Source organism: Paenibacillus sp. ALE3 (genome assembly GCF_054113405.1).
This window is the reverse complement of record NZ_CM134214.1, coordinates 3708153-3732390: the sequence shown is the minus strand read 5'-3', so window position 1 is coordinate 3732390 and position 24238 is coordinate 3708153. Positions and strand designations below refer to the sequence as shown.

Sequence of the window (24238 nt, the reverse complement as noted above, 5' to 3'; positions counted from 1 at the left end):
TTTTATTCATGGTGATTGAATTACTGATAAAATATTATTGAGTTTTGACATCCTCATTCTTCTCAGAAATATCGACCTCATACTTAGTTTGTAACTCTCCTAAATAATTTGTATACATTTTTAATTTTTCATTACTCAGATCAGAGTTTGTTTTTAAATTAGCCTGCGCTTCTGATGCTTTTTCGTCAGTTATTTGATAATCGTTTGGTTTATCAGCTAAATATTTCATAAGTGTGACAGTATCGGATTGAAGGTCGATTGCCGCAGCAATTGATTCAAGTAATTTCTCATGAGTATCAGTTATACTCTTATAATCCTGATATTTTGATATTAGTTTTCTTTCCTCTTCTTGAATATCTATAAGTCTATGGAGCTTTTCATCCTGTTTTTCTACAGTTAAATCTTCTATCTTCTGTTGTTTTCGCTCAAGCACAAATTTTAAAACTATCATTTTATTTTCATTCATATACTGAGTTAGTTTTTCTTTCATTGTGGAATCTATTTGATCTTCTTTTGCTTTTTCTAATAGTGTTTTTGCATCAGAGCTTGAAGGATTATCGATTAGGGCATTGTTAAAACTGTCTATTGCTGAACTGTATTGTTTACTTTTTAAATATTCTTTTCCTTGATTCATGTTTTTTTCAAACTCACTTTGACCACATCCAACTAACATAAAAATTACAGCGAATGACAAAGTATAAAAGATGAGCCGCATTTATAAACCACCTTTTGAAAAATTATGATATACCAATTCATCTATATTATCGTCATTTCCCGATATTTCCAATAGGTTTTTTCTCGCCAGAATTCACCAATATATGATATGTTTAACCTGTAGCGCAATATTAGCGCTTCACAGTACGTGAATGAGTGTACTGTTATCCCGGTCAGAGCGACTTTCGTCACTCATCTGCTACTGCTATCTATGCGTTCGTACAGATCTTCCATGTGGCAGCCAATAGCCCCGGCAATGGTCATGGCTGTTCCGTAAGACATCATTGTTCGGTTTGTTGCATAATCGGATATTTGAGATTTGCTCATTCCGATCTGTTCGCATAACCATTGTTGTGTCTTACGTTTCTCCTTTAAACGTATAGTTAGCAGGCAGCGACCAGGCTTATATACCATGATCATGCCTCACTGTTATTTTATTCTTGAATAAGAACACGCGTTCCCTTAAAATGAATTATACTGATAGCAATTATGCAACGGGAGCTGATACGCATGGAGAAGAGGATCGTTTTTAACATCACAAAAGAAATATTGGAGGAAATTGGTTTAAATCCTGAGTTTGTACTTAACAACATTAGGAACACCAATGTTAAACCAGAATGTGTTAAAGATCATCTCCATCGTTCTGAGAATCATGATTTTTGTTCTTCATAGCTCTCTCTGCCCTGACAAACGCAATAAATCTGTGAACTTCGTCTTCCTTTAATTCCACTCCATCTACTTGAAAATTAAATTTCTTAATTATGTCTTCATCAGCTAAATCAAGTGAATCAATTAGTTCTCTTGAAGGTTCTGTTAATATCTGCGTTCGAATATCAGTTCTGCCCATTAAGTAATCAATTGAGGCATTATGAAAGTCAGCCATTTTATTTAATGTTTCGTGATCGGGGTTCCTAGTTCCGAGTTCGTATTGTGAGTAGGCGGATCTTGTAATGCCCAATTTTTCCGCGATTTTCTCTTGAGTCAATTTCTTCTCTTTCCTCAAGCTAATAAGGCGATCCGGCAGCAATTTGATTATCTCTCCTTTAATTATATTCATTTATTGAATCCCTCCTGTATTTTACTCCACATAATGTGTCAAATAAAATTAATGCCACGAAAAGTTGCAATAAAGTTTTTTTAGATAAACAAAGCCACAATTTGTTGCAAAAACATATTGACAACCACAAAATAGAGAGTTATATTATAAACATGAAATGCCACAAAACGTGGCTGAAACATGAAAGGCGGTGTAAAATGGTCACTATGAAAAGGTCATTGCTTGCTGAACTACGTAAGTCCGAAGGTTCCCAAGAAGATGTGGCAAAAAACTTAGATATCTCTAGACAATATCTGAGCATGATGGAACTTGGTTTAAGAAACCCGACAGCTAAGCTAATGGTTAAAATGGAAAGGCACTTCAAGATTCCAGCTGAAAAAATATTTCCAGATCTTTTTTTTGAAGATGATTGCCACAAAATGAAGCAAAAACGAAAAACTGCTTAAAGGGAGTGATCAAGTGACACAAATTTCACTTTCGTCAGACTTAATTGAAATCACTGCTGAAATAAACAGCTTCAAACAAGTTGCTGGACAAGCTGTGATTGAAATAGGAAAGAGACTCAAACATGTCAGGGATAACGACCTTGTACATGGGCAATGGGAAGCATGGCTTCAATCACTGGACATTGTTCCAAGAACTGCACAAAGAATGATTCAGGCTTTTGAACAATTTGGAAAAGCGACGACGTCGTCGCATTTGTCTACTGGAAAGATTTTCGAAATGCTGTCACTTCCCGAATCCATTGACCGCGAAGAATTCACTAAACAAGCACACGAAATACCCTCAACTGGCGAACAAAAAACAGTTGATGAAATGACCGTTCGTGAGCTTAGAGAAGTGAAGAAAGCATTACAACAAGTACAGAAGCAAGCTGAGACAGCGAAAAACTCAGCCAATCATTTTGAACACCTGTGGCAACAGGCAAAGAACCAGCCGCCTAAAGTCATCACTAATTCCGTTGAAGTGGTCCCTGAAACCATCAAACGTGAACTGGAGGACTTGAAGTTTCAAAACAATAATCTTCGCGCTGGTTATCAAGAAGCAAGACAACAACTCGAAAAATTTGAGCTTCGAGATACAACAGACTTTGATGAAATCGAAGCGCAGAAGCAACGGAAGAAATTACAGCATGAAGCAGATGTAAATGTTCTACAGATTCGATCCAAGATCAATCGTTTTCTGGAAGATGCAGCTATAACAACCTTAATGGAAGGTGCACTCTCAGCGGCTGATCCCATTACCAAACAGAAGATTCGCGAAAGCATTGAAATGCTGGAAAGCTTCACTACCCAAATAAAAACGGCCTTAAGTGGTCGAATAATCGGAGGCGTTATAAATGAGTAAACCAATCGAGCAAACACAATTAGTACCTGTATACGGATTCCTTCAAAAATCGCTGGAATCACAAGAGCAATCCAATAAGTCACTTCAATTAATGCTTAATCGCATGATGAACATCGAAAGCCATGTAGATGAACGGTTTGCCGAAATGACAGAAATGGTTCAAGAGGTTCGTGATTCTGTCTGCTTGACTAACGCTGAATGCTCCATGCTTCACAGTGCAGTAGCAAGTAAATCGACTTCTCTTGCTAAAGATCGCTACCAAGATGAAGATATGGAATTCCGCAAGGTTGTAGGTAAGTATCGTCGGATGATCTGGAAGCAACTTAAGCGTAAATTCGATGTTCCTAAGTACAATTGCATTCGACGTATTGACTTTAAAGAAGCTGTACAGTTTGCAAGCTCATTCAAACCAGAAGCTTACATCTGAAATGAGGGTATTCCTAACTTGGTAATACCTCAGTAAAAGGACGTTGGTTAAATCTACCCCCTTACAGAACGACCTAAGTAGAACTTAGCCCGTCAAAAATATCAACATCTTGACGCATATGTAAGAACAACCACAACCCATTGTACATCTAGGAGGCTGCGGAATGAAAGATAATTTTACCAATGGTGAATTAAAAAGCATGCCAGTTATGAGTGAGCGCACACGGTTAGAGTTCACACGCAAAATTATATTGCTTAACCAAAAATACGGACATCGAGTAACCAACCTGGAGGGAGAGAAGAAAAGTGGCTAAACATCCAAAGGAGATTGAAAACCGCGTAGTTACCCCGTTCCCGTTTAAACGTCCTGAATCAACCAACGCAGTGGTGTGCAAATGCGGATGCGGCTGTGAGATTCATACCAGCATAGACAGTTACATCATTGTAGATGGTGATTTGTTCCTTGACGATGGGTGCGTGACGAACTGGGTTCTAAAAGAAGCAGGAGGGAGACGAGTATATGGCGGGGCTTGCTAACATGACCAGAACTGAGTACATCGCATATCTACGTGATCAGTCATTCTGGCTCAATCAACTAGCAGATGAAATGGAGAACGGAAGACAGGACAGCCAGTGGGCAGTAGATTTCGACTTGAAACGACCTGACGTGATTTACGAGAAGCGCGCATTTGAATTGGACAAGATGTTTCACCCAGAGGACCGGGAGGGCAAACGCACAGCATGAGGTTTCGCAATGTAGACGATATTTTAAAGCATTACGGTTGGGGAGGTGAGGTCAAACTTGTGGAGGTGAAGAAGGATGACGGATCGCAGGGTGTTTCTAGAACTGGCAAAGATCGCAAAACAACGCGGGACGCTAACAAAAACGTTGCTGAGGGTGTACCTGAAAAACATGGCGATAGCTTATAAAAAAGAAAAAGCTGCCGAAGCAACGGCAGCACAGATCAAGCACACATCAAAAGTAAGTATCGTGATTATACCACAACGAAAGGTCGAATGGTATGAAAAAATCGGATGAACGGACCTACTATGTGTTACAGCACAAAGAAGGATACTTCATCGACATAGCAGGGAATATGAGCACTGACTTTATGCGTGTCACGCGCTGGCACAATATCGAAGAAATAAACGACTATCTCTATAGAAGCAAGCACTATGCACCAACGGACCCAGAGAATTATATACCTCGAAAAGTAAAAGCCACCTATGAATTGGAGGATGATACAGATGGATTCGAAGGAGATAATGAAGTCCCTACAGGCTCCATTTCCACCGGATGAAATTGAGTGGCGTGTAGATCGTGGACAAAAAACCTCAAATGGTAACTTTGTATTTGTCCTTGTATATGTGACGAACAGAGCCATTATGAATCGACTTGATGAAATATTTGGTCCTACAGGCTGGAAAAATGAATTCAAAGAATGGAAACAAGGAAGCCAGCTTTGCGGCATATCGGTGAAAATCGGTGATGAATGGATAACCAAATGGGACGGGTCAGACGACAGCAATATGGACGCCGTTAAAGGTGGATTGTCAGGCGCTATGAAGCGAGCAGCTGTACAGTGGGGCATAGGTCGCTACTTGTACAAGCTTGATCAAAATAGGATACCGCTGAAAGAGCGTGGCGAGAATTATGCCAACGTTAAAGTGAAGGTGTCGGGCGGCAAAGACGAATACATCAAGGGGTACTGGGATACTCCAACACTTCCGGAATGGGCATTACCTGAGGGGTTTACTGCTTCTGGGAAACCTCAAAATCCTGTAGTTCAATCTGTAGTTCAGGATGAACCTGAGCCGACAACTAATAATAATTCATCGCCTAACAACGATAATAGAACGCCTACAAGCATGCTTATTAGTGAAGCTCAAGTTAAATACAGTCACCGTATAAAAAATGAAAAAAAGATATCAGAGGAAGATTTCAGGCTGATGATCAGACAAGTGAGCTCAGGCAAAGAGAGCATCAAAGACCTAACCAAAAAAGAAGCCAGTACCTTGATTAATCAACTTAACGACTATCCAGCAGGAGCGTGATGATATGAACAAATATGACCGTGATAAAGATCCATTCTATGACGATGGCGGCCCATTACCCGAGCCTATTGACGGACCATTTTAGGAGGTAGTTATGGCACTCGCGAAACGCAAGAAACCTATACCAGAACATCGCAAAAATCTTCTGGCTCACCATAACCGCAAAGAACGACCTAAGAAGAAACGTTTTATTGATCCAGAATCCATTAGTAAGGACAAGGTACGATCCGCTGTATCCGATCGTGACACATCCGTAGGCGAACACAATTGCTGTCTGCTGTGCGGCAAGCCGGGACCGGGCTTACACCTTCATCGCATCATATACGGCGGCATGGGCGGCGGTGGAGGCCGATATGAGGTAGATAACTGTGTACTGGTATGCCATGCCTGCCATGAACGAATCCACAGCAATAAGAGAGTATGGCAACCCATATTACTAGACCATATCAAAGCAATGAAATATGCACCTGATATGTCTCCAATATATCAAGCAAGAAATCTATAGCCCCCAAGGGCAGAGAGGACAAACACATGGATAAAGCAATTTTAACCAAAGCACAGGCAGAGTCGATTGAAAGTAAAATTAAAAACTTTTCACGAGAACGTGTGATAAGGGATTTCGTAACTGCAACAAAAGAAAACGGATCGATGGATGGCATTACATTAGACATGCTAAACCGCGCTTTATACATCGGCTATGAAGTGCAACTAACGATGGAAGAACGGATGCTTGCACATTTCAAAGAACCAAAAGGTTATTTAGCTGAATATGACACGGAGAACGTAATATATCGAAAAGGTATGGCAAAGGCTCTTGAAATAGCAGGTATTAAGGTGCCTGGCATTAACGATTAAGCCCCATAGGGGATAAGAAGGAGGGAACAGCCCTCCATAAGGGGGATAGACACATGTTTGAACTAAAGTTGTACAACGATGATGGTGAGCACGTTTCGACGGTGAGAGGTAATTACACATTGCGATTAGCGATGAGAAAGGCACGAGACTTGCTTTCTCATAATCATCCATGCGTAGCGGTGTACAAAGACGGATTGTGGATTAAAGAATACAGTTTGTGATCCTACTACCTATAAAGGAGAGATAACACATGCCAAATTGGTCTGTTGGAACATTAAAAGTACGTGGGGAAAAAGAAAACATTTCAAAGTTTTTGAAAGAGGCTTTAACACCAATTGGTCATTCTATTTCAATGATAATGGGAGGTATAGCCCCAACTCTTAAAGTGGAAGAGGATGAAGATAGCTTAAATATCTCTGCTGTCGGTACATCTCAAGGGTTTCATTTGAAAGGAACGCGCCGCAACTTCATAGATAGTGACAGGATTACATGGTATTTTGATGATTCAATTTTGTTGCTCGAGAGCTTTCAGGCTGCTTGGGGACTGGACGTCGAAGGTTTATCCAAATTATCGAAGGAATATCAGATTGATATGAAAATATATGCTTTCGAAAGTGGGATGCAGTTCAACGAAGATTTTGAGGTCCATAAGGGTGAGATTATCAAATATCAAGAAGTGAAGTTTGCTGATTATGATTGGGAATGCATTTACCCCACTCTTGGAGGATGAGGCATAACAGCCTCTTACCCTATACCCCTATAAGGAGAGAATAAGTTGGGATAATACACCTCAAACGCCGCATAGAGCGATTTTACGTGGACGAGGACGGAGATACCGTATTTGCCCTATACGAGGATATAGAGGGCTACATCCACTATAGATACTGCACGTGGGATACGGATAAATACAAGTTGCTGTCACAAGCGTTCAAAAAAGAATTTAAGGAGGAAGAACAGTCATGAGTAAGATAGATTTTGAACTTGTCTCTTTGAAGTTGAAAGAAGCCAACATTTCAGGGCTGACATACGATCAAGATAATAACGATATCTACCAGTTGGATAGTGATTGGATTGTGTGTGAGTTGTCAGCTGCTGCTGATGGAGTAGTAGGCGAGGTTTTGGCAGGAGCACCAGCGTGGGCTGAACTATTACTTGAACAAAATAAGATTCTCCGCGATCAACTGGCAGAGAGGGAACGGACAATAGCCCGGCTTACCAAGGAACTGGAAGAGGCACGGAGGAACCTGAACATACAACAGGCAAAAATCAAGATGCTGGAAGTAGATAACGAAATGTTGGAATCAATGGTGGGTCAGGGATGAGAGGATGATAGATATGTCGGTAAAGGATATGACAGACCAGCAGCTTAATAAGGAACTCAGTCTTATTGAGATGCAACAACTCGGTTGGAAGTTGGTCAGAGACTCAGGTCCATGGATTAAACCGGATGGCAGCTACTCAACAGGGCGTTACCGCAATTACTGTTCCAATCTTGCCGCCTCTCTGGAGGTACAGGCTAAAGCGCTGGAAATAGACACAGACACATACATTCGGCATTTAGGCGCACTTATATGTGATCGTGCTGCCGACCATTACAATATTTATTCAATCGCAAAATTACTTAACGCCAGCCCACGCCAGAGGGCAGAGGCTGCTTATATGACATTATCCAGTCACCCACTAAGGGAGGATATATAGATGCCAAATGGAACCTTTATGTATGAGTTGAAGCTAAACGAAAATGACAATGTTCCAGCGGTCATACAGCTTCCAGGACAAATGATTGAGTTTGAAATAACTGAGAAGGACCTAAACAGAATGCTTCATCTTTATTTCATGAAAAGGATGGAACAGAAATAACACCTATAAGGGAGAGATACCATGATAAACGAAACCAGAAATGTAATGTTTGACGTTGATCCAAAGCATCTCAGTGAGTCCATGCAGGAGAACCCCCGTGACGACCGTCTGTGGGTGGTAGCTCCATTCTCAGGACAAGCCCAAATATACGCACCATCTAAGCGAGGGAAACACAAAGGGTACCATCGTATCAAATGTGAGATTTGGATTCCTGAGGATGCGATTAAAGGTAATGACACACTGGGAGAGTTTGGAGCCTTTGCAGTATTGAGCGTGCCTAAAGTGAGGGTGCAGGAGCATTTGAAGGCTGGGGAGGAACAACAATGACAGATAAACAACGTAACTGGCAAGAGGATATGAAACTGTTAGAGAGGTATGGTGATAGCGATATCCCATATAATGCATCTGAGTTTTCTGTGGCTCTTCCTTACTGGCTCCAACAATATGCAGCACTTGAAAGGGAATACGAACGGTTCCAGAAAGCTGCAATGGGCTGGAATGATGATTTAACCGCCGCTGAGAAGGCATATGAAGGACTACAAGCGAACTGCGTAAGCCGTGGAGAGTATGAAGCAACATTGAAGAAGCTGGACGAAATGACCAAAGCGTATCACACTCTCCTGCAAGATAAAGGAAACACCCCATGATAAGAGCCTATACCTCTATATTATGCGCATTACTGTTATATGTGGGTGTAGTCAGTATAGATAGGCATATGTTGATTGAGCATATCGAACCTAACACTTTGAGCATAGGGAGAGTTGCCCATGAGTGACGCTATACGCCCGTCTCACTACTCCTTCGGTGGCGTTGAACCAATTGACTTCATGCATGCGAAAATGTCTCCTGTGGCTTACAGAGGATTTCTAGCAGGCAACGTAATTAAATATATCTCTCGCTATGAACATAAGAATGGATTGGAAGATTTGAAGAAGGCGAGATATTACCTTGATCGCCTCATAAAAGACTCGGAGGAAAGTAAAGATGGCAGCTAACAACGATTACACACTATTAAAATTTGACCTCGCCCACGCGATTGAGAAACGGGACGAGGCTGAAAAGTACAACAATTACGGAGATGTCATGCACTACGAATGGCAGATAGACCGCATTAAGCAAAAGATGGACCGGTTAGAGAATAGAGGGGCTTAGTCCTCGTCTGGTACGTACTCCAGTAGCTCACCAATACCAATTTCAAAATAGGCGCAGAGTGCTTCAATAGTTGAATAGTCAATGCGGATGTTAGTCCCATCGTATAGGCGACCCAAAGCCGGGGCACTCACGCCAGTTTCCTTAGATAATTTGTTTATACTTCTAATTTTTTTACCTGCCATAAGCATTGGCAAATTACTTTTAATCATCACTTATCACCTATTCCTATCATACGTATAGTAGGCGATAAGTAAACGGTATAAACTAAAATATAACGATAACGTTACAAAATAAACGATAACGTGTTATAATGACGTCAATGAGACTTGAAGGAGTGAATAATAATGGCAGGATACACCAAGACAAAAAACATCCCTTACCGTCTCGATCCGCAGGAACACAAAAAGTTGAAATTATTCTGCGTAGAGCACGGAATACCAATGCAGCAATTTTTAGACAAGGCAGTTAATGAGTACATGAAAAAATGGTCGTGCCACTCAGGTAATCAAGACAAACAAGCGATGTAGGCGGTGATCCTATATGGCTGCTCAGCTAGAGAATGGTTACACCCTGATAGCGCATGAACTATTAGAAGCACTTTATAAAACGAGGATAAACGGATCCCAAGCAAACATAATCATGTTCATCTTTAGGTTCACATATGGATTCCATCGAAAAAGCCATGAACTAGGAAATGCATTTATTGCAGAGGGAACAGGCATCCGAAAGGATCAGGTTAAACGAGAGATTAATAAGCTCATTGATATGAAGATTGTGAGAGTGTTTGAGGAAAGTACACACGTTAAAGCACGAGTGATTGGAATTAATACGAATACTGCAGAATGGGATTCTAACAAAAAAAGTACCCAGGGGGCTAAAAAGACCCCAGGTGACGAAATAGAACCCACTGTGGGGGCTAATCAGTCACCACCCCCAGGGGGCTATTTACCCCCCCAAGATATATATTCTTTTAAAGATAATCTTAAAGATATTACTACTGACGAAAATAATGATTTTGAAAAAGTGAATAAAGAATATGGGCGTATTCATCAGTGCATGGGTTTGAAACCATCAGAATGGCCTACTGTTACTGAATTGCTGAACAAAGGAGTTCAGGTTGACCTGATTATAGAGGTGATGGAAGAGAAACATGCTAAAAAGGTTGAAGACGGCGGCAAGGTTCATTCATTTTCCTTTTATACCAATGCCATTAAAGAGAAGCATAAAAGTAAAGGAGCAAAAAGCAGTCGCATGTCTATATTTGATGAATTAGAAAGGGAGCTGGGGTAGATGGAAAAAAGGGAAGCTATTGATATCGTAAAGAAAACAGCAGCATATTTCCCAAGTTGGAAGATTGATAAATCGGTTGTAGATATCTGGGTGGATAAACTACAGCAATATGACTACGAAACCGTAATGGCTAACTTGGGTGACTATCTAAGCTTGGGAAAAGACTTCGCTCCTGGCATACCTACTTTAATAAAAGCGAATGAGAGAATTGAAGCTAATAAGGAAATTGAGAGAACACGTGAGATGATCCGCAGGCAGGATGAAGAACGCAAAGATATACCGAAAGATCCGCCATGGGTCAGAGAAGGTATAAGCAGACAGGCTTGGACGCAGAGGTTATTGGCAAAGAAACGGGCTGAGGCTCAATGAGTTATTTCAGCTTAGAGGCAGAACAATCTGTACTTGGATCCATTCTGTTAGCTCCAGATTTAATATACGAGTCTCTACTAATGCCCGATGCATTTTATCACGAGGGTCATAGGGTCATATTTGAAAACATGCTCTCATTACGAGAAGAAAATAAAAAGATAGACGTTGTGTCTATAACTTCACGTATGGGACAAGCCTTGCAGGATGTTGGTGGCATGAGCTATTTGGTTGACCTGAGCAAGTCGGTTCCATCCGTTTCGGACTTCGCTTCTCATGAACGCATTGTGAAGGAAAAGTATTTAATGCGAACCGGAATGATTGCTGTCAAAGAAGTATATAGCGGTGGCCATGAAGATCCTACCGAGTTTGCAGCAGAGCTAATGAGCATTGCTGAGAAAATCGGTGACCAGTCTCGTGATAAAGAAGGCTTCTCGCATATTAAAGATGGTCTCATGAACCACTTCGAACTTTTGAATGACAAGAAGTACAACGGACAAGCATTGGGAGTCAGTACGGTTGGCACAGAGTTGGACAGGATAACAGGCAAATGGCAGAAGCAGACGCTCAATATAGTGGCTGCAAGACCTTCTATGGGTAAAACAGCCTTCCTCCTAAACAACGCCGTTAGAAACGGTAAGGATGGCCTTGCAGTCGCTATATTCAGCCTAGAACAGCCTGAGATGCAATTGTATGACCGGATGATAGCCGCAGAGTGCTACATAGACGGTGAACGCATCCGAACCGGACAACTGAGAGACGACGAATGGGAGACATACACTCTTGGATTATCAGTGCTGACTGAAATGAATGTATTTATAGACGATCGTCCAGGACTGAGCATTCAAGAAATACGTGCAGCGGTCAGAAAGCTGAAAAAGAGGCACCCAGATTTGATTGTATATATCGACTATCTGCAACTAATTAAAGGCGGGAAAAATTTCAGTAATCGTAATGATGAGGTTGGTTACATCAGTTCCAGCCTTAAGCAGATGGCACGTGAAAATGATTGTCCGGTTATATCACTGGCTCAACTCAGCCGAAATGTAGAGCAGCGCCAGGACAAGCGCCCAATGATGTCAGATTTACGGGAATCAGGAAACATTGAGCAAGACGCAGACACCATATCCTTTTTATACCGGGACGACTATTACAACCGAGATACCGAGAAAAAGAACATTATCGAAATCATTGTCGCCAAGAATCGTGAGGGGGCGGTGGGAACTGCGGAAATGATGAACCTAAAGCAATACTGTAAATTCAAGGATTTTGACTATAGACTCCAATAAGAAGGGAAGAAGATACCCTATGACCAGAGATGAAGTAATAGCTAAATGGAATAGTATGAAACCACAAGAGCGAGATATATGGGTTGCTACGGCTGTGATGGGATATAAGGCGGATCGAATCAGACCGGGGATGATCATCAATAGTAAAGGTTATTCAACGTCACCAGCAATGTACAGCACTGACATAGGCGCAGCATGGGAAGTATCACAAAAATATCCGATCATGACTCTGAGCAGAACACAAATCTTCGAAATTAGTCCAGCGGAGTACAGCTGCACATTTTGGAATGATGCAGATTCGGGTCCAATTGAAGTGCCTGCCACGACGGCGCAGGAAGCCATCTGTTTAGCAGCTCTAATAGCTCAAGGAGAGGGGATAGAGGAATGAAAGAGGATGAGAAAAGGTTTTTGTTGGACGTGTATAACCGATGCGCCAACTACGCTATTCATAATCCGTGTACACAAGGAAGACGTACAACTCCAAGAGTGCTAATTAATGAACCTGATTTTTATATGCATCATAAAAGAGCGTGGTACCTATTAGAGAAATGGTCAGGAAAGAACTGGTATGAATGGGGCGTCACTATGGACTTGGGTTGGCTCACGCTAGAAGGCGAAAAAGCAGCGAAGGAACTACTAAGGCCGAAGGCCCCCGAATCGACCGAACAGCCCAGCGAAGCGGCAGCCGAATAAAATCACAGCCCCTAAAGGGCAAGGAGAGGAATAAGGGATATGGAAATGACAATCGAAAGATTTACGGAGTTACTGGATGAGAAGATTTTTGAATTGGCTAAGGAAATGCGTGATGAATACGGGCTTCATAAGCTTGTAATCAACCAAGATTCTAATTTTGTAAATGGGACGATTACGGTTCGATTATCCGAAAAAGGAAAGGAATAAGGGATATGTCAGATAAAAGTGAAGTTTTTGAAGATATCGGCGAATATATCAACAGACAGAGTTCGGATGGGTACATCACTGAGGATGGATACCCTTTAAAATGCCATCATTGTGATTCCGCAAAAATAAATATTGAGGATACCTATCGCGAAGACCATTTTGTTGTTGAAAAAGAAGCTTCCTGCAAAGATTGTGGTGGGCATGTAGGGCGTTGGTCATATGGAACGTGGGAGGTCTAAACCATGGATAAGAAGATAAAAGAGATACGTACAGCACTGGCAGCAGCTACACCGGGGAAATGGTTTTCAACCGACGATGCTGTACGGATTATTCCGGCTGATGGCGAAGTGTTTGTTTATATTTGTCAAATGTATGAAGAATACGAAAGTGTACCTGATGGTGTGGCTTATTTCCCCAACTATGAGAATAACGCGAACTTCGTCGCGAACGCTCCTGAATATATATCCTACCTCCTACAACAGATAGAGATTAAGGATAAGGCACTGAAAGAGGCGGAAACGTTCGTCGAAGAATTAATATTAGCCGCCGACACTGTACCTGCCAGTCACTTGGATTTAGAAGAGATAGCGAAAGATGGGACGGATGTTATTAATTCAATCGCGGCAGCTTTGAAAGGAGAGGATACAAGTGAGTAGACCCATCAAATTTAGAGCGTGGGACGTATTCGTGAAGGAAATGGACTATGAGGTGACTATTGATCCAGAAGGCAAGGTGGCGGCATTTAATCCGTTAGATGGGCAATATGTACGTGGCTTCTCGGATGATGAAAAAGTGATCATGCAATATACCGGACTAAAAGACCGTAACGGTAAAGAGATATACGAGGGAGATGTTATTCCACCAGATTACGCACTTAGGCAAAATGAAGTCGCAATCATCTGTTATGACTCAAACCAAGCGAGGTTTAAGGCAGTACCCCTCAGTTTATACAAGGCAAATGCAGGTAACGGAGGATGGACAGGGTTTGAGGTAACCCGACATTGCTCAATCATTGGCAATATCTATGAAAACCCATCACTACTGGAGGATACCCCATGAATCCAATAGACGACTATGACCTAATGGACAAAGACTGGGATGAATTCATACGTAAAGGGTTAGCAGAGTTAGAGTGGGAGAAAGCACAGGAGGATGAGGCAGCATGATAACGTTTGAGGTAAACATAACGCCAATGGGTGCAGTTCGTATGACGCAACGGAGCAAGTGGGAAAACCCGTCAGCACAAAATTACCTCACCTACAAAACTAAGATTGGTTACTTGGCGAGAAAGAAGTTTGATAAGCCATTATCAGGACCTGTAGGAACAGAGATCGCATTCTATTATCCAGTACCACAAAGCTGGAGCAAGAAGAAAAGAGATGAAGCGCTGAAAGGAAAACTATTCCCTATAGTCAAGCCTGATATTGATAATTGTGTCAAAGGAATTTTTGATGCTCTAAATAAAATAGCTTGGCAAGATGATAACCGAGTTGTTGCCCTCATTACCCGTAAGTATTATTCCGAACGACCACGAATCGTTATCAAAGTATGGGAGGTAGAAGCAGCATGATAGCATGTTGGATCAATCACAAAGACGGATATACCCTTTTGGACGATTCTGGGACTCGTATAGGCGTGTTACCGGTCATGGATGATCGAATACTAGGTCGAAAGTTAAAAGGTCTCTATGAGCCTGCTACGTGGTTTAAAACGGATGGTCATAGATTCATAGGCAAACCACCGGATAAGGTAGGAGCATAACATGGATTTAATAGCGGCGTTATTGATTTACGCAATTGTGATGGTCGCCATACGTAAATATTTGAGATAGTCAAGTGCCAACTGCATACGAAATGTTGTGTAATAGTGCGAAAAATGTACTATAACGGCACTAGATGTGGTATAATCATAGTATATAGATGAAAATAATCGGATAACGAGGTGTGTACAGGTGGACAAACAACAACAGCTAGAAAATTTGCGGTATGAATTACGGACGGAACAGCAAAAACTCGCAGCAGCTGACCAAAACAAGGTGGCAGTGCTTACTCAACAAATAGCGGATCTTGAACAGGAAATTGAGCAAGAAGCGCGGCTTGCTGAATATAGCCAGCGAGAGGAAGAAGCGCATGCTGAAATTGCTTATATACTGGACGGACTTGAAGTAGATGGCATGAAAATGCGTCAGCTTTGCAGTAACGAAGGAGCTTACCAGGTTTTAAGAATTGCTGTACAAGAAATGATGTCTGATCGTGACACAAAATATCTTGAAGAACTCAAACGCACGCAGGAAGATGCGGCATCACTAAAGAAAGAACGCGATGATCTGCAGAAGCAATATGATGATCTTTACGAGCAAACAGACAGCCTTAAAAAGGATTTGCAAGCGGCTCAAGAGGAGATTGCAGACCTTGGACAAAAACGGGATGCAGCTGCTCAAGAAATTGCACGTCTGAACAGTCACATTGATGACTTACGAGCTGAGGCTGCTGTGGGTACATCTGCAGCAATTAAAGTAATTAATAGCAATACATCTGGAGAACTTGCCAAGGCTGTAGAAGTATATAAAAAATCATTGCCAGCTATCTATGACGTACAACAAACGGATAATAAAGGGTCACAGTTTAAGGCTAAATTGGCTGAAACGGATGAAGAAATCACCTTCGGATGGTTGGAAAAAGGTAAGTACCGGGAGGTAACGGCCCAAGAGGCCGAGCAGTTTCGAAGAGAAGCCGAAGAACAAAAACGTGCTAATGAGGATCTGGCACAATCTGGCGGTGTGGAAAAGGCAGACATCGTAGAATTGCCTACGCAGTTTCAAACGCAAGAGGACACAACCGACGGAGTGGCTCAAGGGGACGCTGGTCAGCAAGTGGCAGGAAAGACAATTGAGGAAAGAGTCGCGGCGTTAGAAGCAATAGTATTTGGTAAAGGAGAGGTAGCCTAACGGCTGCCTTTTCCTCACATGCTTGAGCGAGATAAAAGCGTGATGCAGCATTATTGGTTTAATCATCCGGGTATAGAGCATCCATATGCGGTGATGATTGAACTAAAGGACGAAGAGGCGACAGGTTCATTGCTGGTCTACTTCGACTTTGATAGACGAGGTTGGAGTATTGGACGTTGGACAAAGCCATCATTTCACTTATACGAAGAATACAAACTGCATGAAGGGTACAGAGAAGTTGCTTTTGTGCCATTAACTGAACTGAAGGAGGGAAAGACATGAAAAAGGACAGGGTAACTGAGTTATTGAAAGACTTTAGATCATATGAGTATGCAGAGAGAATGTGTCGAGTAGCTCTTAGCCGTGACGAGTTGGTGCCAAACACAGCCAATTTATCGACTAATCGTTTGATTAAGCATGGTTCATTGGACGGGCTGAGGTATGCACGCATTGTAAGTATGGTTAAAGGAGCAGTCAGCGAGGTTTTGAGTGACGATCAGCAAATGGTCATCAATCAAAAGTATCTGGACAGAAACACATTAACATTGCATGAGATAGCGACAAAGATGCATAAAGACCCCAGTACTATTTCACGCCTGCATACTGAGTCTATACGTAAATTATCCATTGCACTTGAGCCGCTGAGTGAGGATGAAATGGAGATTACAAACTTTGACCACATGTTTGATCCAACGTGGATATTCAGGGAGCCTGCATGATTTACGCATTTTTTTGCACGCAAAACCATGTGAGAACCTGCTAAGATAGTAGTATAGGAAATATGCGATGGGCAACGGTAGCTAAATGCGCAGTCGCTGTCCACGCTGTTTCTTCACAATATGATGGATATGTGAATGGTTGGGTGTAGGGTGCTGCTGCCGCACGGCTTAATACCAAAGCCCAGCTCTGAGAAAGGGAACTCGTTAAAACTCGCACATATTAATGCAGCAATGATGTGGTGGGCGAAGAGAAGCCGTAGCTAAGAGGTTTACTGGTCTACCTGAAAAGGTCGTAGGGGTTGACAACCTGGTAAGTGACTAGCCGTTTGAGTCGGAATAAGCAAAGCAGTCATGCACTCTCGGGGAGAATGGCCCCGGGCCACATCAAAAATGATATCTGTACAGAGAGGGTAACGGGTAACCGTTGCTCTTTTGTATTATAATGGATTGCAGGAGGTGAATTAGGTGGGAGTATCAGAATTGTTGAGTAAAGAAATCAAGGAATACAAGAACAAAAACAACAAGATGCCTGATAAGATTACGCTTAATAACGACACATGGATGAAATTAAAGACAGAAGTCGCACCATATACAACTGTAGAACTTGAAGAACACAGAAACATTGGTAAGTTTCGGGGCGTTGATATCGAATGCGCGTCGGATCAAGAACAAAATTTAAAGATAGACTAAAGGCGCTCTTATGAGTGTCTTTTTTGTTTTTGCCGAAGGCCATCGAGTCGACCGAAATACTTAGCGAAGCGGAGGCCGTATAGAGGGCTTTCCTATAAGGAGGGATATAACAATGAAACTACATCCAGATGGAACTATAGAAGGTTCGCCACAAGAGATATTGGAGTACAAAAGATTGCAAATGCCCACGGTGCCAAAACGAGCAGAGGGTATACAGTCGCCACTAATGCCCAATCCTTTGCATCCAGCAATAACGTGTGATTCTACAACAACAGGTATTTATGTGAGTAAACAACCATCACAAGCCAAGTTTTAAATAGCTTCCCGTAATCTAAACCCGAAACACCGAGAGGTGACGGTAAAGTAAGGTACACGGGAGAGAGGAGGTACAGATGGCAGAGGATAAGCATCCAGGAGGTAGGCCGCTTAAGTTTGAGTCTGCTGAAGAACTTCAAGCTAAGATAGATAGCTATTTTGAGTCATGTTATGAAGAAGTGTGGACACGCGAGATAGATGGAGAAGGAAAGGAAACATGGACACCGTCATTGGACCGCCATGGAAATGTGGAGAAGCATTTGGTTAAACCATTCACAATATCTGGCTTGGCAGTTCACTTGGAAACAGACCGTAAAACGCTGTTGAACTACGAAGATAGGGAAGAGTTTTTCCTCACGGTAAAAAGAGCGAAGGCTCGTATTGAGAATTTCACCGAGGAAACATTGCTTACCACAAAGAATCCAGCAGGCGTTATCTTCAATCTGAAAAACAATTATGGCTGGCAGGATAAACAGGATGTCGGCTTATCTGGCGGCTTAAACAACACGAATCAGGACTTAAGTAGCCTGACCGCGGAAGAACGGAGGGCGAGAATAGATGAGCTTAACCGCCGCCGAGGAAATGGAGCTTCTACAACTACTTGAGGTTGAGGAAAAGGAATCAGCCAAGAGTAACTACTATGACTACGTTAAATATGCACATGGTGGGTTATACAAGGATAGCAGGCACGGCGAGTTCATCTGCGAAATCATTCAGGATGCAATAGAGCGTAAGAAAGCTATGGTAGAGGGCAAGATACCTATGGAGAATCAATACCTTGGCTTCTCTATTCCTCCACGACATGGCAAGTCTATGACGATAACGGAGACATTGCCTAGTTACTACTTGGGACATTTTCCGAATGATCGGATCATCGAGGGATCATACAACACCACGTTCGCGTCTAAATTTGGCAAGAAGAATCTACAGAAGATGAAATTACTTGGTGAAGATATGTTCTCGCTTAAGATCAGCCCGACATCAAAGTCTTCATCAGACTGGGATATAGACGGAACGCGAGGTGGTATGATCTCACGTGGTATTCTCGCTGGTGTAACTGGTGAGGGCGCGGATCTTATGATTATCGACGATCCGATCAAGAACCGTGAAGAAGCAGATTCACAAGTGTACCGGGATAAGATGTGGGACGAATGGGTTGACTCATTCTCTACACGTCTACATCCGGGTGCTATTTGTATTTTCATCATGACTCGTTGGCATGAAGATGATTTGATTGGGAGATTGCAGAATCCCGAATATGGTGAACCGCTACCCATGACTATGATTAACTTGCCACTTGAAGCTGAGGAAGGCGATCTATTAGGCCGTGATCCTGGAGATCCGTTATGGCCTGAAAGATACAGCTATGACTTTATCGAAACGCGTAAAAAGTACCCATCGTCATTTAATGCGTTGTATCAAGGCAGGCCAACCAGCCAAGAGGGTAACTTACTTAAGCGGCAATGGTGGCAATATTACGATGCGCTGCCGCCGATGGCTTCCAAGCTGATCAGTATAGATGCAGCGTTTAAGGACAATGACGACAGTGACTATGTGGTTATTCAGGTGTGGGGCAAGAGTAGGGCTAATATGTACTTGATTGATCAGGTACGTGCACGCATGAACTTCATGGCTACGCTCCAGACGATAAGGAACGTCCATCAAAAGCATCCTGATGCTGCTTGGAAACTGATTGAGGACAAGGCCAATGGTTCAGCCATCATATCTACTCTACACAGCGAAATAGGCGGTATCATACCAGTTAATCCAGAGGGTGGTAAGGTAGCCCGGGTTAATGCGGTATCTGCTTATATCGAGAGTGGAAACGTGTTTATCCCACGCGGAGTTGAATGGATACATGACTTTGTGGAAGAAGCAGCAAGCTTCCCAAATGGTAAGCATGATGATCAGGTAGATGCCATGTCACAGGCGTTGCACAGGTTTATTTACTTTAGCGGAACATTACCAGAGGCATCTGCACCACCAACGCCATTCCCGTTCCGTAGTGACGACAATAATGCAGGAGGTGACTACTTAGGATGGTAGATGATGCGACAAAGCTAGGCGAATTGCTCAGGCTGCCTGACTTGGAGGAAGAAACAAAGCAGCTTATTAACGCCAAACTACGTGAGTTGATAGGTGAGGTAAAGCCGCCTGTACCGCTCACAGAAGCACAGCAACAGGGCATGATTAGCCTGATGCAAGAGTATCTACATGGCCCTGCGAAGAAAGAAGGTGAATAAGCATGCAGCAGACAGTCGATAAGCTGGCTGGAGAACTGGAGAAGCAATATAAAGATGGCCTGTCCTATTTCCGTAGGATGGGCTTTCTTGATAAATGGCCTGAGTATGAGCGGTTCAAAGCGTCTGACCAGTGGCCTGCTGCTACACAAAGGACTAAGCATCTACCGCGTCCGGTATTCAACGTCATTAAGATGATCGAGACGCACAAGGTTGCTAACGTCATGAGTGAGCAGATTAAGATGATATTCAGCCTTGAAGAGGTTGATGATCAGCAGCCGGAACAAGAAGACGATCCAGGCGAACTGTTTAGTCGTAATAGTGAGGCAACATGGGAACGTATCAAGCAGGACGAGCTGAACGAGGAGGCTTTGGACACAGCAGCCAACACAGGCACCGCCATATGGCATTACTACTGGGACAACAGCATTAAGGGTGGCAACAAGTACCCATACATTGGAGAAATGGAAGGTGAGGTCCTTGATCCGATTAATGTATTCTTTGGCAACCCGCAGCAGAGAAATGTACAGAAGCAGCCATATATCCTTATTAACAGCCGTGAAATGGTTGAAAGTGTCCGTGAGATGGCTAAAGCCAATGGTGTTACTGAACTTATGGCAAAGCAGATCAAACCGGACAAGGAAACTCAGGATCAAGGGTATGACATGGCGAAGGTGGAGCTTAATGATAGCAGTAAAGTGACTGTATTAACTCGTTACTGGCGAGAAAAAGGGCAAGTCATGTTCTGTAAAGTCGCATCAGGCATTACCATCAAGAAGCCTACACCAACCGGATTATCTCTTTATCCCATCGTGGTCATGCAGTGGGATAGACGTAAGAAGTCCATACACGGCATAGGAGACACGGAAGGGCTCATACCTAACCAGAAGGCTATCAACACATTAGTAGCCATGCAGATACTGTCTGTGCAGCTTACAGGATGGCCTAAACTTATATACAAGTCAGGTGCTGTTAATCCAAGTTTAGTCACCAACGCGCCTGGGGAAATGGTAGAAGATCATTCGCCGCCAGGGAGTGTGGGAGTCAGCTATTTGGAACCAGGGCCAATAAGTGCGAATGCTGCCAACTTGGTAGAATCTATCATGGCCTTTACACGACAAATGACCGGAGCAGACGAGGCAGCGACTGGATCAGCACCCAGCGCAGACCTTAACGCTACGGCTATTATGCTGCTGCAAAAGGCTGCTGCAATCCCAATTGAGTCTATCAAGCGCCGTTTTTACCGGGCTATAGAGGACATTGGACGTATTTGGGAAGATTTCTTTAAGGTGAAGTACAACCTACCGCGTCAGGTTCTTCTGAAAGACGATGAGGGCGATGATTACGCCACTATGTTTAATGGATCGCAGTATCAAGATGTAGGATTTACCCTTAAAATCGACGTCGGTCCATCATCCACATACAGTGAGTCGTTAGTAGTTTCTGGGCTTGAGAACGCCCTTGCTGCTGGTCACATCACGTATGAGCAGTATCTCAAGTACATGCCGAAGAACACAGTACCTTATCGAGATCGTTTGATGAAGGAAATGGACGAAAAGAAAGGCATCATCGGCATGATGGAGCAGATCGTCGAGCAAATGTCTCCAGAAGAGAAGGCGCAATTTGATATGTTGACTCCAGAACAACAGGTCATGACGCTGCTTAATGTAGTTGCTCCACAGCAGCAAGCGCCACAAGCGGTACCAATGCAACAACCAATGCCAATAGGCATGTAATCGGGCTTCTGCTGAGACTGCGGAGGCCCTTTCTATATACAATATTGCTCCTACCATAGAGCAAGGAGGATTCAAACATGTACGAAGAACCGAACGCCAACCATAGCGAAGAGGAAGTAATTGAAACTGCTGCCGATCAGGTAGTAGAAGAGCAAGTTAACACACAAACAGAGGGGCAAGATTCCCAACCACAGGAAGAGCCCAAAGGAATAAAGGTCAAGTACAACAAGGAAGAACGCTTTGTGCCAGAGGATGAGGTGCCGAATTGGGTCCAAAAGGGACTGAATTACGATAAGGTGTCCGAAAAAGCCCAGCAAGCCGAGCGTTATCAGGAAATGCTTGATCGCACAGCTAAGTATTACGGTTTCGATAACCACGATGATTACATGGCGGCGCTGGAACAGGCTGAGATGGACAAACGCATCCAACAAGAGGCTGACAAACTTGGCGTGGATGAAGAGGTTATTCGAAATCACTTGCAACCTCTTAATCAAAAGGTAAACGAGTACGAAAGACAATTGAATGAATTGAGGGAAGCCGACGCATTACGTCAGGTAGAAGCTCAGATTACCAGCATGGAGAAGGATACGGATCAATACCCGGACTTTGCTAAGTACAAGGACGATGTGATCAATCTTGCTGCTAATAATGGCTACCCGTTGGACGTGGCGTACAAACTCGCTACGTACGAGGCACGCGTGACTAACGCTAAAACCCAAGCAGAGCAAGAGGCAATACGAAAATTACAACAAAACGCGGACAGCTCCACAGGCTCGCTTGGTGCCGATGCTCCAGATCAAAAGGGTGGATACCTCGGTATGACCCAAGCTGAGCGTAAAGCATTCAGAGACAGCAGGCGTGGACGCGTAATCTAAGGAGATGACCAAACATGGCAACACAAGTACAAGGTTATAACGCAACAACTGGAGTTAACGCATTAACAGCAGAGCAAGCGGAGTTTTACCAAGACGAACTACTTGAACGCTTAATTCCAGAACTACAATGGACAAAATTCGGTGATAAAAATAAGAACATTCCTAAGCGCAAAGGTGCGACTACAAGCTTCCGCCGCCTTAACTCTCTGGCTGTTAACACTACAGCCTTGACTGAAGGCGTAACTCCTGATGGCGTTAACCTTGACATTGTGAAGATCACTGCAACTATTCAAGAATACGGCTCGTGGACAAAGATTTCTGATTTCATTGATATGACAGGACTTGACCCACTACTGCAAGAAACATCAGGTCTCATGGGCGAGAATGCGGGAGAATCTATTGATATCATCGTCCGTGACGTGGTTGCTGCTGGTACAAACGTATTCTACGCAAATGGCAAGGCATCACGTAGTACATTGCTGCCAGCGGATAAGATCACAGCGCTGGATATCCTGAAAGTGCGTCGTACCATGAAACGCAATAAGGTTAAGCCTATCCGCTTGCCTAATGGTGGTACTGGATATGTAGCACTTGTACATCCAGACGTCGCATTGGACATCATGCAGATGCAAGAATGGAAGGATCAAAATACCTACGTTGACACCAAGAACCGTGAAGAAGGTATGCTGGGGAAAATGTACGGCATCTACTTCATGGAGGTAGACAATGGTGTTAAATTCGCTTCTGGTTCGGCTGGTGCTCCTGCTGCTAATGATGCTTACGCTACTATCTTCCTTGGTCGCGGTGCGTATGGCCTGCCGGACATTGAGGGATCTATGAAACCTGAAATAATCGTTCATCCCGCTGGTAGCGGTGGTGTAGCTGACCCACTGAACCAATTTAATACCGTAGCATGGAAATGTGCTTTTGCTGCTGTACGACTGCAAGAATTGGCTATCGTACGGTACGAATCTGGCGCAACAGTTTAATACACGGAGCCTTCGGGCTCCTTTTAATTTGAGGAGGAAACAACATGGCAACGAAAGACACTGAAAAAACACCGGAACAAATGCAGATGGAAGAGAAAGCTTTGGAGCGTCAAGCTGCTGAAGCTGAGAAAAGTGTGTTGGAACAGCTTAAGGCAATGCCGAAAGTGAAAATTATGATCCCTGATGATCCAGCTAACCCGAATGATAAGGTGGTTCCAGTCGGATTTAACGGCGTTATCTACACGGTACCACGCGGTAAGTCAGTAGAAGTACCAGAAGCCATTGCAGAAATCTACCAATACAGTTATGAAATGACCCGTGAGGTTAACCAACGCATCGAGAACAGCACCAAAACGGAAATAAAAGGTATGTAACAAGGCCCCGTTTGGGGCTTTTTCGTTTATAGAGGGGTGATG

The 24238-nt window shown here is 43.1% G+C and carries 49 protein-coding genes; 45 read left to right on the top strand and 4 right to left on the bottom strand.

Translation table 11 applies throughout. The features are described 5' to 3' along the window. Window positions 1–34: 34 nt before the first annotated feature. The 3 genes from ACXHJ2_RS16695 to ACXHJ2_RS16685 all read right to left on the bottom strand — a co-directional run bounded on the left by ACXHJ2_RS16695 (window position 35) and on the right by ACXHJ2_RS16685 (window position 1771). Complete coding sequence (locus ACXHJ2_RS16695) at window positions 35–715, bottom strand: hypothetical protein (RefSeq protein ID WP_165081224.1); 681 nt, start codon at window positions 713–715, stop codon at window positions 35–37. Between the two features lie 191 nt (window positions 716–906). Then, complete coding sequence (locus ACXHJ2_RS16690) at window positions 907–1128, bottom strand: helix-turn-helix domain-containing protein (protein WP_081317535.1); 222 nt, start codon at window positions 1126–1128, stop codon at window positions 907–909. 208 nt (window positions 1129–1336) lie between these two features. Then, window positions 1337–1771: a helix-turn-helix domain-containing protein gene (locus tag ACXHJ2_RS16685; protein ID WP_069010845.1), complete on the bottom strand. Its 435-nt coding sequence runs from the start codon at window positions 1769–1771 to the stop codon at window positions 1337–1339. Between the two features lie 197 nt (window positions 1772–1968). Here ACXHJ2_RS16685 and ACXHJ2_RS16680 point away from each other — a divergent pair, with 197 nt between their 5' ends. The 21 genes from ACXHJ2_RS16680 (at window position 1969) to ACXHJ2_RS16580 (ending at window position 9466) form a co-directional block, all read left to right on the top strand. Then, the gene (locus ACXHJ2_RS16680) at window positions 1969–2217 is read left to right on the top strand and encodes a helix-turn-helix transcriptional regulator (protein WP_069010848.1); all 249 of its coding nucleotides are present in this window, start codon (window positions 1969–1971) and stop codon (window positions 2215–2217) included. A gap of 13 nt (window positions 2218–2230) precedes the next feature. Beyond that, entirely contained in the window at window positions 2231–3118 is an 888-nt protein-coding gene (locus tag ACXHJ2_RS16675; protein ID WP_238791032.1) for a DUF3102 domain-containing protein, read from the top strand. Further along, complete coding sequence (locus ACXHJ2_RS16670) at window positions 3111–3545, top strand: ORF6C domain-containing protein (protein ID WP_165081226.1); 435 nt, start codon at window positions 3111–3113, stop codon at window positions 3543–3545. The genes ACXHJ2_RS16675 and ACXHJ2_RS16670 overlap by 8 nt, the downstream gene beginning before the upstream one ends. Window positions 3546–3708: 163 nt before the next feature. Continuing rightward, a complete protein-coding gene (locus tag ACXHJ2_RS16665; RefSeq protein WP_165081228.1) occupies window positions 3709–3858 on the top strand; it encodes a hypothetical protein in 150 nt (49 codons plus the stop codon). Further along, a complete protein-coding gene (locus ACXHJ2_RS16660; protein ID WP_165081230.1) occupies window positions 3851–4081 on the top strand; it encodes a hypothetical protein in 231 nt (76 codons plus the stop codon). The genes ACXHJ2_RS16665 and ACXHJ2_RS16660 overlap by 8 nt, the downstream gene beginning before the upstream one ends. 1 nt (window position 4082) lies before the next feature. Next, window positions 4083–4289, top strand: coding sequence for a hypothetical protein (locus tag ACXHJ2_RS16655; RefSeq protein ID WP_238791376.1), 207 nt, complete (start codon window positions 4083–4085; stop codon window positions 4287–4289). Window positions 4290–4364: 75 nt separating this feature from the next. Beyond that, window positions 4365–4583, top strand: coding sequence for a hypothetical protein (locus tag ACXHJ2_RS16650; protein WP_165081234.1), 219 nt, complete (start codon window positions 4365–4367; stop codon window positions 4581–4583). Then, entirely contained in the window at window positions 4567–4845 is a 279-nt protein-coding gene (locus ACXHJ2_RS16645; RefSeq protein ID WP_165081236.1) for a hypothetical protein, read from the top strand. Before ACXHJ2_RS16650 ends, ACXHJ2_RS16645 begins: the two co-directional genes overlap by 17 nt. Beyond that, entirely contained in the window at window positions 4811–5599 is a 789-nt protein-coding gene (locus ACXHJ2_RS16640; RefSeq protein WP_457874211.1) for a Rad52/Rad22 family DNA repair protein, read from the top strand. The genes ACXHJ2_RS16645 and ACXHJ2_RS16640 overlap by 35 nt, the downstream gene beginning before the upstream one ends. Window positions 5600–5693: 94 nt before the next feature. Further along, entirely contained in the window at window positions 5694–6104 is a 411-nt protein-coding gene (locus tag ACXHJ2_RS16635; RefSeq protein WP_165081240.1) for an HNH endonuclease, read from the top strand. A gap of 26 nt (window positions 6105–6130) precedes the next feature. Beyond that, window positions 6131–6454, top strand: a complete 324-nt coding sequence (locus tag ACXHJ2_RS16630; protein ID WP_165081242.1) for a hypothetical protein — start codon at window positions 6131–6133, stop codon at window positions 6452–6454. Window positions 6455–6507: 53 nt separating this feature from the next. Next, complete coding sequence (locus ACXHJ2_RS16625) at window positions 6508–6675, top strand: hypothetical protein (protein WP_165081244.1); 168 nt, start codon at window positions 6508–6510, stop codon at window positions 6673–6675. Window positions 6676–6704: 29 nt separating this feature from the next. Further along, window positions 6705–7184 carry a hypothetical protein gene (locus ACXHJ2_RS16620; protein ID WP_165081245.1) on the top strand — a complete coding sequence of 160 codons (480 nt, stop codon included), beginning with the start codon at window positions 6705–6707 and terminating at the stop codon, window positions 7182–7184. An 86-nt stretch (window positions 7185–7270) separates the two neighbouring features. Further along, complete coding sequence (locus ACXHJ2_RS16615; protein WP_238791033.1) at window positions 7271–7417, top strand: hypothetical protein; 147 nt, start codon at window positions 7271–7273, stop codon at window positions 7415–7417. Next, entirely contained in the window at window positions 7414–7776 is a 363-nt protein-coding gene (locus tag ACXHJ2_RS16610; protein ID WP_457874209.1) for a hypothetical protein, read from the top strand. Before ACXHJ2_RS16615 ends, ACXHJ2_RS16610 begins: the two co-directional genes overlap by 4 nt. Before the next feature lie 13 nt (window positions 7777–7789). Beyond that, complete coding sequence (locus ACXHJ2_RS16605) at window positions 7790–8152, top strand: hypothetical protein (protein WP_457874208.1); 363 nt, start codon at window positions 7790–7792, stop codon at window positions 8150–8152. Continuing rightward, window positions 8153–8314 carry a hypothetical protein gene (locus tag ACXHJ2_RS16600; protein WP_165081249.1) on the top strand — a complete coding sequence of 54 codons (162 nt, stop codon included), beginning with the start codon at window positions 8153–8155 and terminating at the stop codon, window positions 8312–8314. 21 nt (window positions 8315–8335) lie between these two features. Next, window positions 8336–8641, top strand: coding sequence for a hypothetical protein (locus ACXHJ2_RS16595; protein WP_164964745.1), 306 nt, complete (start codon window positions 8336–8338; stop codon window positions 8639–8641). Beyond that, a complete protein-coding gene (locus ACXHJ2_RS16590) occupies window positions 8638–8961 on the top strand; it encodes a hypothetical protein (RefSeq protein ID WP_165081251.1) in 324 nt (107 codons plus the stop codon). The genes ACXHJ2_RS16595 and ACXHJ2_RS16590 overlap by 4 nt, the downstream gene beginning before the upstream one ends. 120 nt (window positions 8962–9081) lie before the next feature. Further along, window positions 9082–9309, top strand: a complete 228-nt coding sequence (locus tag ACXHJ2_RS16585; protein WP_165081253.1) for a DUF3310 domain-containing protein — start codon at window positions 9082–9084, stop codon at window positions 9307–9309. Then, the gene (locus ACXHJ2_RS16580) at window positions 9299–9466 is read left to right on the top strand and encodes a hypothetical protein (protein WP_165081255.1); all 168 of its coding nucleotides are present in this window, start codon (window positions 9299–9301) and stop codon (window positions 9464–9466) included. The genes ACXHJ2_RS16585 and ACXHJ2_RS16580 overlap by 11 nt, the downstream gene beginning before the upstream one ends. On the opposite strand, the gene ACXHJ2_RS16575 is transcribed toward ACXHJ2_RS16580, so the two are convergent. Next, window positions 9463–9675: a helix-turn-helix domain-containing protein gene (locus ACXHJ2_RS16575; RefSeq protein WP_165081257.1), complete on the bottom strand. Its 213-nt coding sequence runs from the start codon at window positions 9673–9675 to the stop codon at window positions 9463–9465. The two genes, ACXHJ2_RS16580 and ACXHJ2_RS16575, sit on opposite strands and share 4 nt — an antisense overlap. Before the next feature lie 135 nt (window positions 9676–9810). On the opposite strand from ACXHJ2_RS16575, the gene ACXHJ2_RS16570 reads away from it, so the two are divergent. The 24 genes from ACXHJ2_RS16570 to ACXHJ2_RS16455 all read left to right on the top strand — a co-directional run bounded on the left by ACXHJ2_RS16570 (window position 9811) and on the right by ACXHJ2_RS16455 (window position 24196). Beyond that, window positions 9811–9993, top strand: a complete 183-nt coding sequence (locus tag ACXHJ2_RS16570; protein ID WP_165081259.1) for a hypothetical protein — start codon at window positions 9811–9813, stop codon at window positions 9991–9993. 13 nt (window positions 9994–10006) lie between these two features. Continuing rightward, complete coding sequence (locus ACXHJ2_RS16565) at window positions 10007–10756, top strand: replication protein (RefSeq protein WP_165081261.1); 750 nt, start codon at window positions 10007–10009, stop codon at window positions 10754–10756. Further along, a complete protein-coding gene (locus ACXHJ2_RS16560; protein WP_165081263.1) occupies window positions 10757–11125 on the top strand; it encodes a replicative helicase loader/inhibitor in 369 nt (122 codons plus the stop codon). Then, window positions 11122–12411: a replicative DNA helicase gene (gene dnaB / locus ACXHJ2_RS16555; RefSeq protein WP_165081265.1), complete on the top strand. Its 1290-nt coding sequence runs from the start codon at window positions 11122–11124 to the stop codon at window positions 12409–12411. Before ACXHJ2_RS16560 ends, dnaB begins: the two co-directional genes overlap by 4 nt. 55 nt (window positions 12412–12466) lie before the next feature. After that, entirely contained in the window at window positions 12467–12799 is a 333-nt protein-coding gene (locus ACXHJ2_RS16550) for a BC1872 family protein (RefSeq protein ID WP_238791375.1), read from the top strand. Continuing rightward, a complete protein-coding gene (locus tag ACXHJ2_RS16545) occupies window positions 12796–13104 on the top strand; it encodes a hypothetical protein (protein ID WP_165081269.1) in 309 nt (102 codons plus the stop codon). Before ACXHJ2_RS16550 ends, ACXHJ2_RS16545 begins: the two co-directional genes overlap by 4 nt. Window positions 13105–13143: 39 nt before the next feature. Next, complete coding sequence (locus tag ACXHJ2_RS16540; RefSeq protein WP_165081271.1) at window positions 13144–13311, top strand: hypothetical protein; 168 nt, start codon at window positions 13144–13146, stop codon at window positions 13309–13311. A 5-nt stretch (window positions 13312–13316) separates the two neighbouring features. After that, window positions 13317–13550: a hypothetical protein gene (locus tag ACXHJ2_RS16535; RefSeq protein WP_165081273.1), complete on the top strand. Its 234-nt coding sequence runs from the start codon at window positions 13317–13319 to the stop codon at window positions 13548–13550. A gap of 3 nt (window positions 13551–13553) precedes the next feature. Continuing rightward, entirely contained in the window at window positions 13554–13967 is a 414-nt protein-coding gene (locus ACXHJ2_RS16530) for a hypothetical protein (protein ID WP_238791034.1), read from the top strand. Next, window positions 13960–14370, top strand: a complete 411-nt coding sequence (locus ACXHJ2_RS16525; protein ID WP_165081275.1) for a YopX family protein — start codon at window positions 13960–13962, stop codon at window positions 14368–14370. Before ACXHJ2_RS16530 ends, ACXHJ2_RS16525 begins: the two co-directional genes overlap by 8 nt. Before the next feature lie 103 nt (window positions 14371–14473). Next, complete coding sequence (locus tag ACXHJ2_RS16520) at window positions 14474–14881, top strand: RusA family crossover junction endodeoxyribonuclease (RefSeq protein WP_165081277.1); 408 nt, start codon at window positions 14474–14476, stop codon at window positions 14879–14881. Further along, window positions 14878–15072, top strand: coding sequence for a hypothetical protein (locus ACXHJ2_RS16515; protein WP_165081279.1), 195 nt, complete (start codon window positions 14878–14880; stop codon window positions 15070–15072). The genes ACXHJ2_RS16520 and ACXHJ2_RS16515 overlap by 4 nt, the downstream gene beginning before the upstream one ends. A 190-nt stretch (window positions 15073–15262) precedes the next feature. Further along, window positions 15263–16258 carry a coiled-coil domain-containing protein gene (locus tag ACXHJ2_RS16510; protein WP_165081281.1) on the top strand — a complete coding sequence of 332 codons (996 nt, stop codon included), beginning with the start codon at window positions 15263–15265 and terminating at the stop codon, window positions 16256–16258. 18 nt (window positions 16259–16276) lie between these two features. Beyond that, window positions 16277–16540: a hypothetical protein gene (locus ACXHJ2_RS16505; protein WP_238791374.1), complete on the top strand. Its 264-nt coding sequence runs from the start codon at window positions 16277–16279 to the stop codon at window positions 16538–16540. Beyond that, window positions 16537–16977, top strand: a complete 441-nt coding sequence (locus ACXHJ2_RS16500) for a sigma-70 family RNA polymerase sigma factor (RefSeq protein WP_165081285.1) — start codon at window positions 16537–16539, stop codon at window positions 16975–16977. The genes ACXHJ2_RS16505 and ACXHJ2_RS16500 overlap by 4 nt, the downstream gene beginning before the upstream one ends. A gap of 465 nt (window positions 16978–17442) precedes the next feature. Beyond that, on the top strand, window positions 17443–17667 hold the full coding sequence (locus ACXHJ2_RS16495) for a hypothetical protein (protein WP_165081287.1): 225 nt from the start codon (window positions 17443–17445) through the stop codon (window positions 17665–17667). Window positions 17668–17779: 112 nt separating this feature from the next. Continuing rightward, window positions 17780–17983, top strand: coding sequence for a hypothetical protein (locus tag ACXHJ2_RS16490; RefSeq protein ID WP_165081289.1), 204 nt, complete (start codon window positions 17780–17782; stop codon window positions 17981–17983). Between the two features lie 76 nt (window positions 17984–18059). Further along, window positions 18060–18587 carry a terminase small subunit gene (locus ACXHJ2_RS16485; RefSeq protein ID WP_165081291.1) on the top strand — a complete coding sequence of 176 codons (528 nt, stop codon included), beginning with the start codon at window positions 18060–18062 and terminating at the stop codon, window positions 18585–18587. Continuing rightward, window positions 18541–20028, top strand: a complete 1488-nt coding sequence (terL, locus tag ACXHJ2_RS16480) for a phage terminase large subunit (protein WP_238791035.1) — start codon at window positions 18541–18543, stop codon at window positions 20026–20028. Before ACXHJ2_RS16485 ends, terL begins: the two co-directional genes overlap by 47 nt. After that, on the top strand, window positions 20022–20225 hold the full coding sequence (locus ACXHJ2_RS16475; RefSeq protein WP_165081293.1) for a hypothetical protein: 204 nt from the start codon (window positions 20022–20024) through the stop codon (window positions 20223–20225). Before terL ends, ACXHJ2_RS16475 begins: the two co-directional genes overlap by 7 nt. 2 nt (window positions 20226–20227) lie before the next feature. Further along, the gene (locus ACXHJ2_RS16470) at window positions 20228–21958 is read left to right on the top strand and encodes a portal protein (RefSeq protein ID WP_165081295.1); all 1731 of its coding nucleotides are present in this window, start codon (window positions 20228–20230) and stop codon (window positions 21956–21958) included. Between the two features lie 77 nt (window positions 21959–22035). Next, complete coding sequence (locus tag ACXHJ2_RS16465; protein WP_165081297.1) at window positions 22036–22833, top strand: AAA family ATPase; 798 nt, start codon at window positions 22036–22038, stop codon at window positions 22831–22833. A gap of 14 nt (window positions 22834–22847) precedes the next feature. Beyond that, window positions 22848–23822 carry a N4-gp56 family major capsid protein gene (locus ACXHJ2_RS16460; protein ID WP_165081299.1) on the top strand — a complete coding sequence of 325 codons (975 nt, stop codon included), beginning with the start codon at window positions 22848–22850 and terminating at the stop codon, window positions 23820–23822. Between the two features lie 44 nt (window positions 23823–23866). Next, the gene (locus tag ACXHJ2_RS16455; protein WP_165081301.1) at window positions 23867–24196 is read left to right on the top strand and encodes a hypothetical protein; all 330 of its coding nucleotides are present in this window, start codon (window positions 23867–23869) and stop codon (window positions 24194–24196) included. Window positions 24197–24238: the final 42 nt, after the last annotated feature.

What these genes read in the sequence shown, in the direction of transcription:
- ACXHJ2_RS16585 (WP_165081253.1), top strand. Translation starts at nt 9,082, where the DNA reads ATGAGTGACGCTATACGCCCGTCTCACTACTCCTTCGGTGGCGTTGAA.
- dnaB (WP_165081265.1), top strand. Translation starts at nt 11,122, where the DNA reads ATGAGTTATTTCAGCTTAGAGGCAGAACAATCTGTACTTGGATCCATT.
- ACXHJ2_RS16590 (WP_165081251.1), top strand. Translation starts at nt 8,638, where the DNA reads ATGACAGATAAACAACGTAACTGGCAAGAGGATATGAAACTGTTAGAG.
- ACXHJ2_RS16520 (WP_165081277.1), top strand. Translation starts at nt 14,474, where the DNA reads ATGATAACGTTTGAGGTAAACATAACGCCAATGGGTGCAGTTCGTATG.
- ACXHJ2_RS16545 (WP_165081269.1), top strand. Translation starts at nt 12,796, where the DNA reads ATGAAAGAGGATGAGAAAAGGTTTTTGTTGGACGTGTATAACCGATGC.
- ACXHJ2_RS16670 (WP_165081226.1), top strand. Translation starts at nt 3,111, where the DNA reads ATGAGTAAACCAATCGAGCAAACACAATTAGTACCTGTATACGGATTC.
- ACXHJ2_RS16635 (WP_165081240.1), top strand. Translation starts at nt 5,694, where the DNA reads ATGGCACTCGCGAAACGCAAGAAACCTATACCAGAACATCGCAAAAAT.
- ACXHJ2_RS16570 (WP_165081259.1), top strand. Translation starts at nt 9,811, where the DNA reads ATGGCAGGATACACCAAGACAAAAAACATCCCTTACCGTCTCGATCCG.
- ACXHJ2_RS16575 (WP_165081257.1), bottom strand. Translation starts at nt 9,675, where the DNA reads ATGATTAAAAGTAATTTGCCAATGCTTATGGCAGGTAAAAAAATTAGA.
- ACXHJ2_RS16485 (WP_165081291.1), top strand. Translation starts at nt 18,060, where the DNA reads ATGGCAGAGGATAAGCATCCAGGAGGTAGGCCGCTTAAGTTTGAGTCT.
- ACXHJ2_RS16505 (WP_238791374.1), top strand. Translation starts at nt 16,277, where the DNA reads ATGCTTGAGCGAGATAAAAGCGTGATGCAGCATTATTGGTTTAATCAT.
- ACXHJ2_RS16665 (WP_165081228.1), top strand. Translation starts at nt 3,709, where the DNA reads ATGAAAGATAATTTTACCAATGGTGAATTAAAAAGCATGCCAGTTATG.
- ACXHJ2_RS16540 (WP_165081271.1), top strand. Translation starts at nt 13,144, where the DNA reads ATGGAAATGACAATCGAAAGATTTACGGAGTTACTGGATGAGAAGATT.
- ACXHJ2_RS16550 (WP_238791375.1), top strand. Translation starts at nt 12,467, where the DNA reads ATGAAACCACAAGAGCGAGATATATGGGTTGCTACGGCTGTGATGGGA.
- ACXHJ2_RS16455 (WP_165081301.1), top strand. Translation starts at nt 23,867, where the DNA reads ATGGCAACGAAAGACACTGAAAAAACACCGGAACAAATGCAGATGGAA.
- ACXHJ2_RS16500 (WP_165081285.1), top strand. Translation starts at nt 16,537, where the DNA reads ATGAAAAAGGACAGGGTAACTGAGTTATTGAAAGACTTTAGATCATAT.
- terL (WP_238791035.1), top strand. Translation starts at nt 18,541, where the DNA reads ATGAGCTTAACCGCCGCCGAGGAAATGGAGCTTCTACAACTACTTGAG.
- ACXHJ2_RS16465 (WP_165081297.1), top strand. Translation starts at nt 22,036, where the DNA reads ATGTACGAAGAACCGAACGCCAACCATAGCGAAGAGGAAGTAATTGAA.
- ACXHJ2_RS16560 (WP_165081263.1), top strand. Translation starts at nt 10,757, where the DNA reads ATGGAAAAAAGGGAAGCTATTGATATCGTAAAGAAAACAGCAGCATAT.
- ACXHJ2_RS16625 (WP_165081244.1), top strand. Translation starts at nt 6,508, where the DNA reads ATGTTTGAACTAAAGTTGTACAACGATGATGGTGAGCACGTTTCGACG.
- ACXHJ2_RS16610 (WP_457874209.1), top strand. Translation starts at nt 7,414, where the DNA reads ATGAGTAAGATAGATTTTGAACTTGTCTCTTTGAAGTTGAAAGAAGCC.
- ACXHJ2_RS16605 (WP_457874208.1), top strand. Translation starts at nt 7,790, where the DNA reads ATGTCGGTAAAGGATATGACAGACCAGCAGCTTAATAAGGAACTCAGT.
- ACXHJ2_RS16650 (WP_165081234.1), top strand. Translation starts at nt 4,365, where the DNA reads ATGACGGATCGCAGGGTGTTTCTAGAACTGGCAAAGATCGCAAAACAA.
- ACXHJ2_RS16600 (WP_165081249.1), top strand. Translation starts at nt 8,153, where the DNA reads ATGCCAAATGGAACCTTTATGTATGAGTTGAAGCTAAACGAAAATGAC.
- ACXHJ2_RS16475 (WP_165081293.1), top strand. Translation starts at nt 20,022, where the DNA reads ATGGTAGATGATGCGACAAAGCTAGGCGAATTGCTCAGGCTGCCTGAC.
- ACXHJ2_RS16695 (WP_165081224.1), bottom strand. Translation starts at nt 715, where the DNA reads ATGCGGCTCATCTTTTATACTTTGTCATTCGCTGTAATTTTTATGTTA.
- ACXHJ2_RS16630 (WP_165081242.1), top strand. Translation starts at nt 6,131, where the DNA reads ATGGATAAAGCAATTTTAACCAAAGCACAGGCAGAGTCGATTGAAAGT.
- ACXHJ2_RS16460 (WP_165081299.1), top strand. Translation starts at nt 22,848, where the DNA reads ATGGCAACACAAGTACAAGGTTATAACGCAACAACTGGAGTTAACGCA.
- ACXHJ2_RS16640 (WP_457874211.1), top strand. Translation starts at nt 4,811, where the DNA reads ATGAAGTCCCTACAGGCTCCATTTCCACCGGATGAAATTGAGTGGCGT.
- ACXHJ2_RS16645 (WP_165081236.1), top strand. Translation starts at nt 4,567, where the DNA reads ATGAAAAAATCGGATGAACGGACCTACTATGTGTTACAGCACAAAGAA.
- ACXHJ2_RS16690 (WP_081317535.1), bottom strand. Translation starts at nt 1,128, where the DNA reads ATGGTATATAAGCCTGGTCGCTGCCTGCTAACTATACGTTTAAAGGAG.
- ACXHJ2_RS16490 (WP_165081289.1), top strand. Translation starts at nt 17,780, where the DNA reads ATGAAACTACATCCAGATGGAACTATAGAAGGTTCGCCACAAGAGATA.
- ACXHJ2_RS16655 (WP_238791376.1), top strand. Translation starts at nt 4,083, where the DNA reads ATGACCAGAACTGAGTACATCGCATATCTACGTGATCAGTCATTCTGG.
- ACXHJ2_RS16680 (WP_069010848.1), top strand. Translation starts at nt 1,969, where the DNA reads ATGGTCACTATGAAAAGGTCATTGCTTGCTGAACTACGTAAGTCCGAA.
- ACXHJ2_RS16685 (WP_069010845.1), bottom strand. Translation starts at nt 1,771, where the DNA reads ATGAATATAATTAAAGGAGAGATAATCAAATTGCTGCCGGATCGCCTT.
- ACXHJ2_RS16565 (WP_165081261.1), top strand. Translation starts at nt 10,007, where the DNA reads ATGGCTGCTCAGCTAGAGAATGGTTACACCCTGATAGCGCATGAACTA.
- ACXHJ2_RS16595 (WP_164964745.1), top strand. Translation starts at nt 8,336, where the DNA reads ATGATAAACGAAACCAGAAATGTAATGTTTGACGTTGATCCAAAGCAT.
- ACXHJ2_RS16535 (WP_165081273.1), top strand. Translation starts at nt 13,317, where the DNA reads ATGTCAGATAAAAGTGAAGTTTTTGAAGATATCGGCGAATATATCAAC.
- ACXHJ2_RS16580 (WP_165081255.1), top strand. Translation starts at nt 9,299, where the DNA reads ATGGCAGCTAACAACGATTACACACTATTAAAATTTGACCTCGCCCAC.
- ACXHJ2_RS16515 (WP_165081279.1), top strand. Translation starts at nt 14,878, where the DNA reads ATGATAGCATGTTGGATCAATCACAAAGACGGATATACCCTTTTGGAC.
- ACXHJ2_RS16530 (WP_238791034.1), top strand. Translation starts at nt 13,554, where the DNA reads ATGGATAAGAAGATAAAAGAGATACGTACAGCACTGGCAGCAGCTACA.
- ACXHJ2_RS16470 (WP_165081295.1), top strand. Translation starts at nt 20,228, where the DNA reads ATGCAGCAGACAGTCGATAAGCTGGCTGGAGAACTGGAGAAGCAATAT.
- ACXHJ2_RS16620 (WP_165081245.1), top strand. Translation starts at nt 6,705, where the DNA reads ATGCCAAATTGGTCTGTTGGAACATTAAAAGTACGTGGGGAAAAAGAA.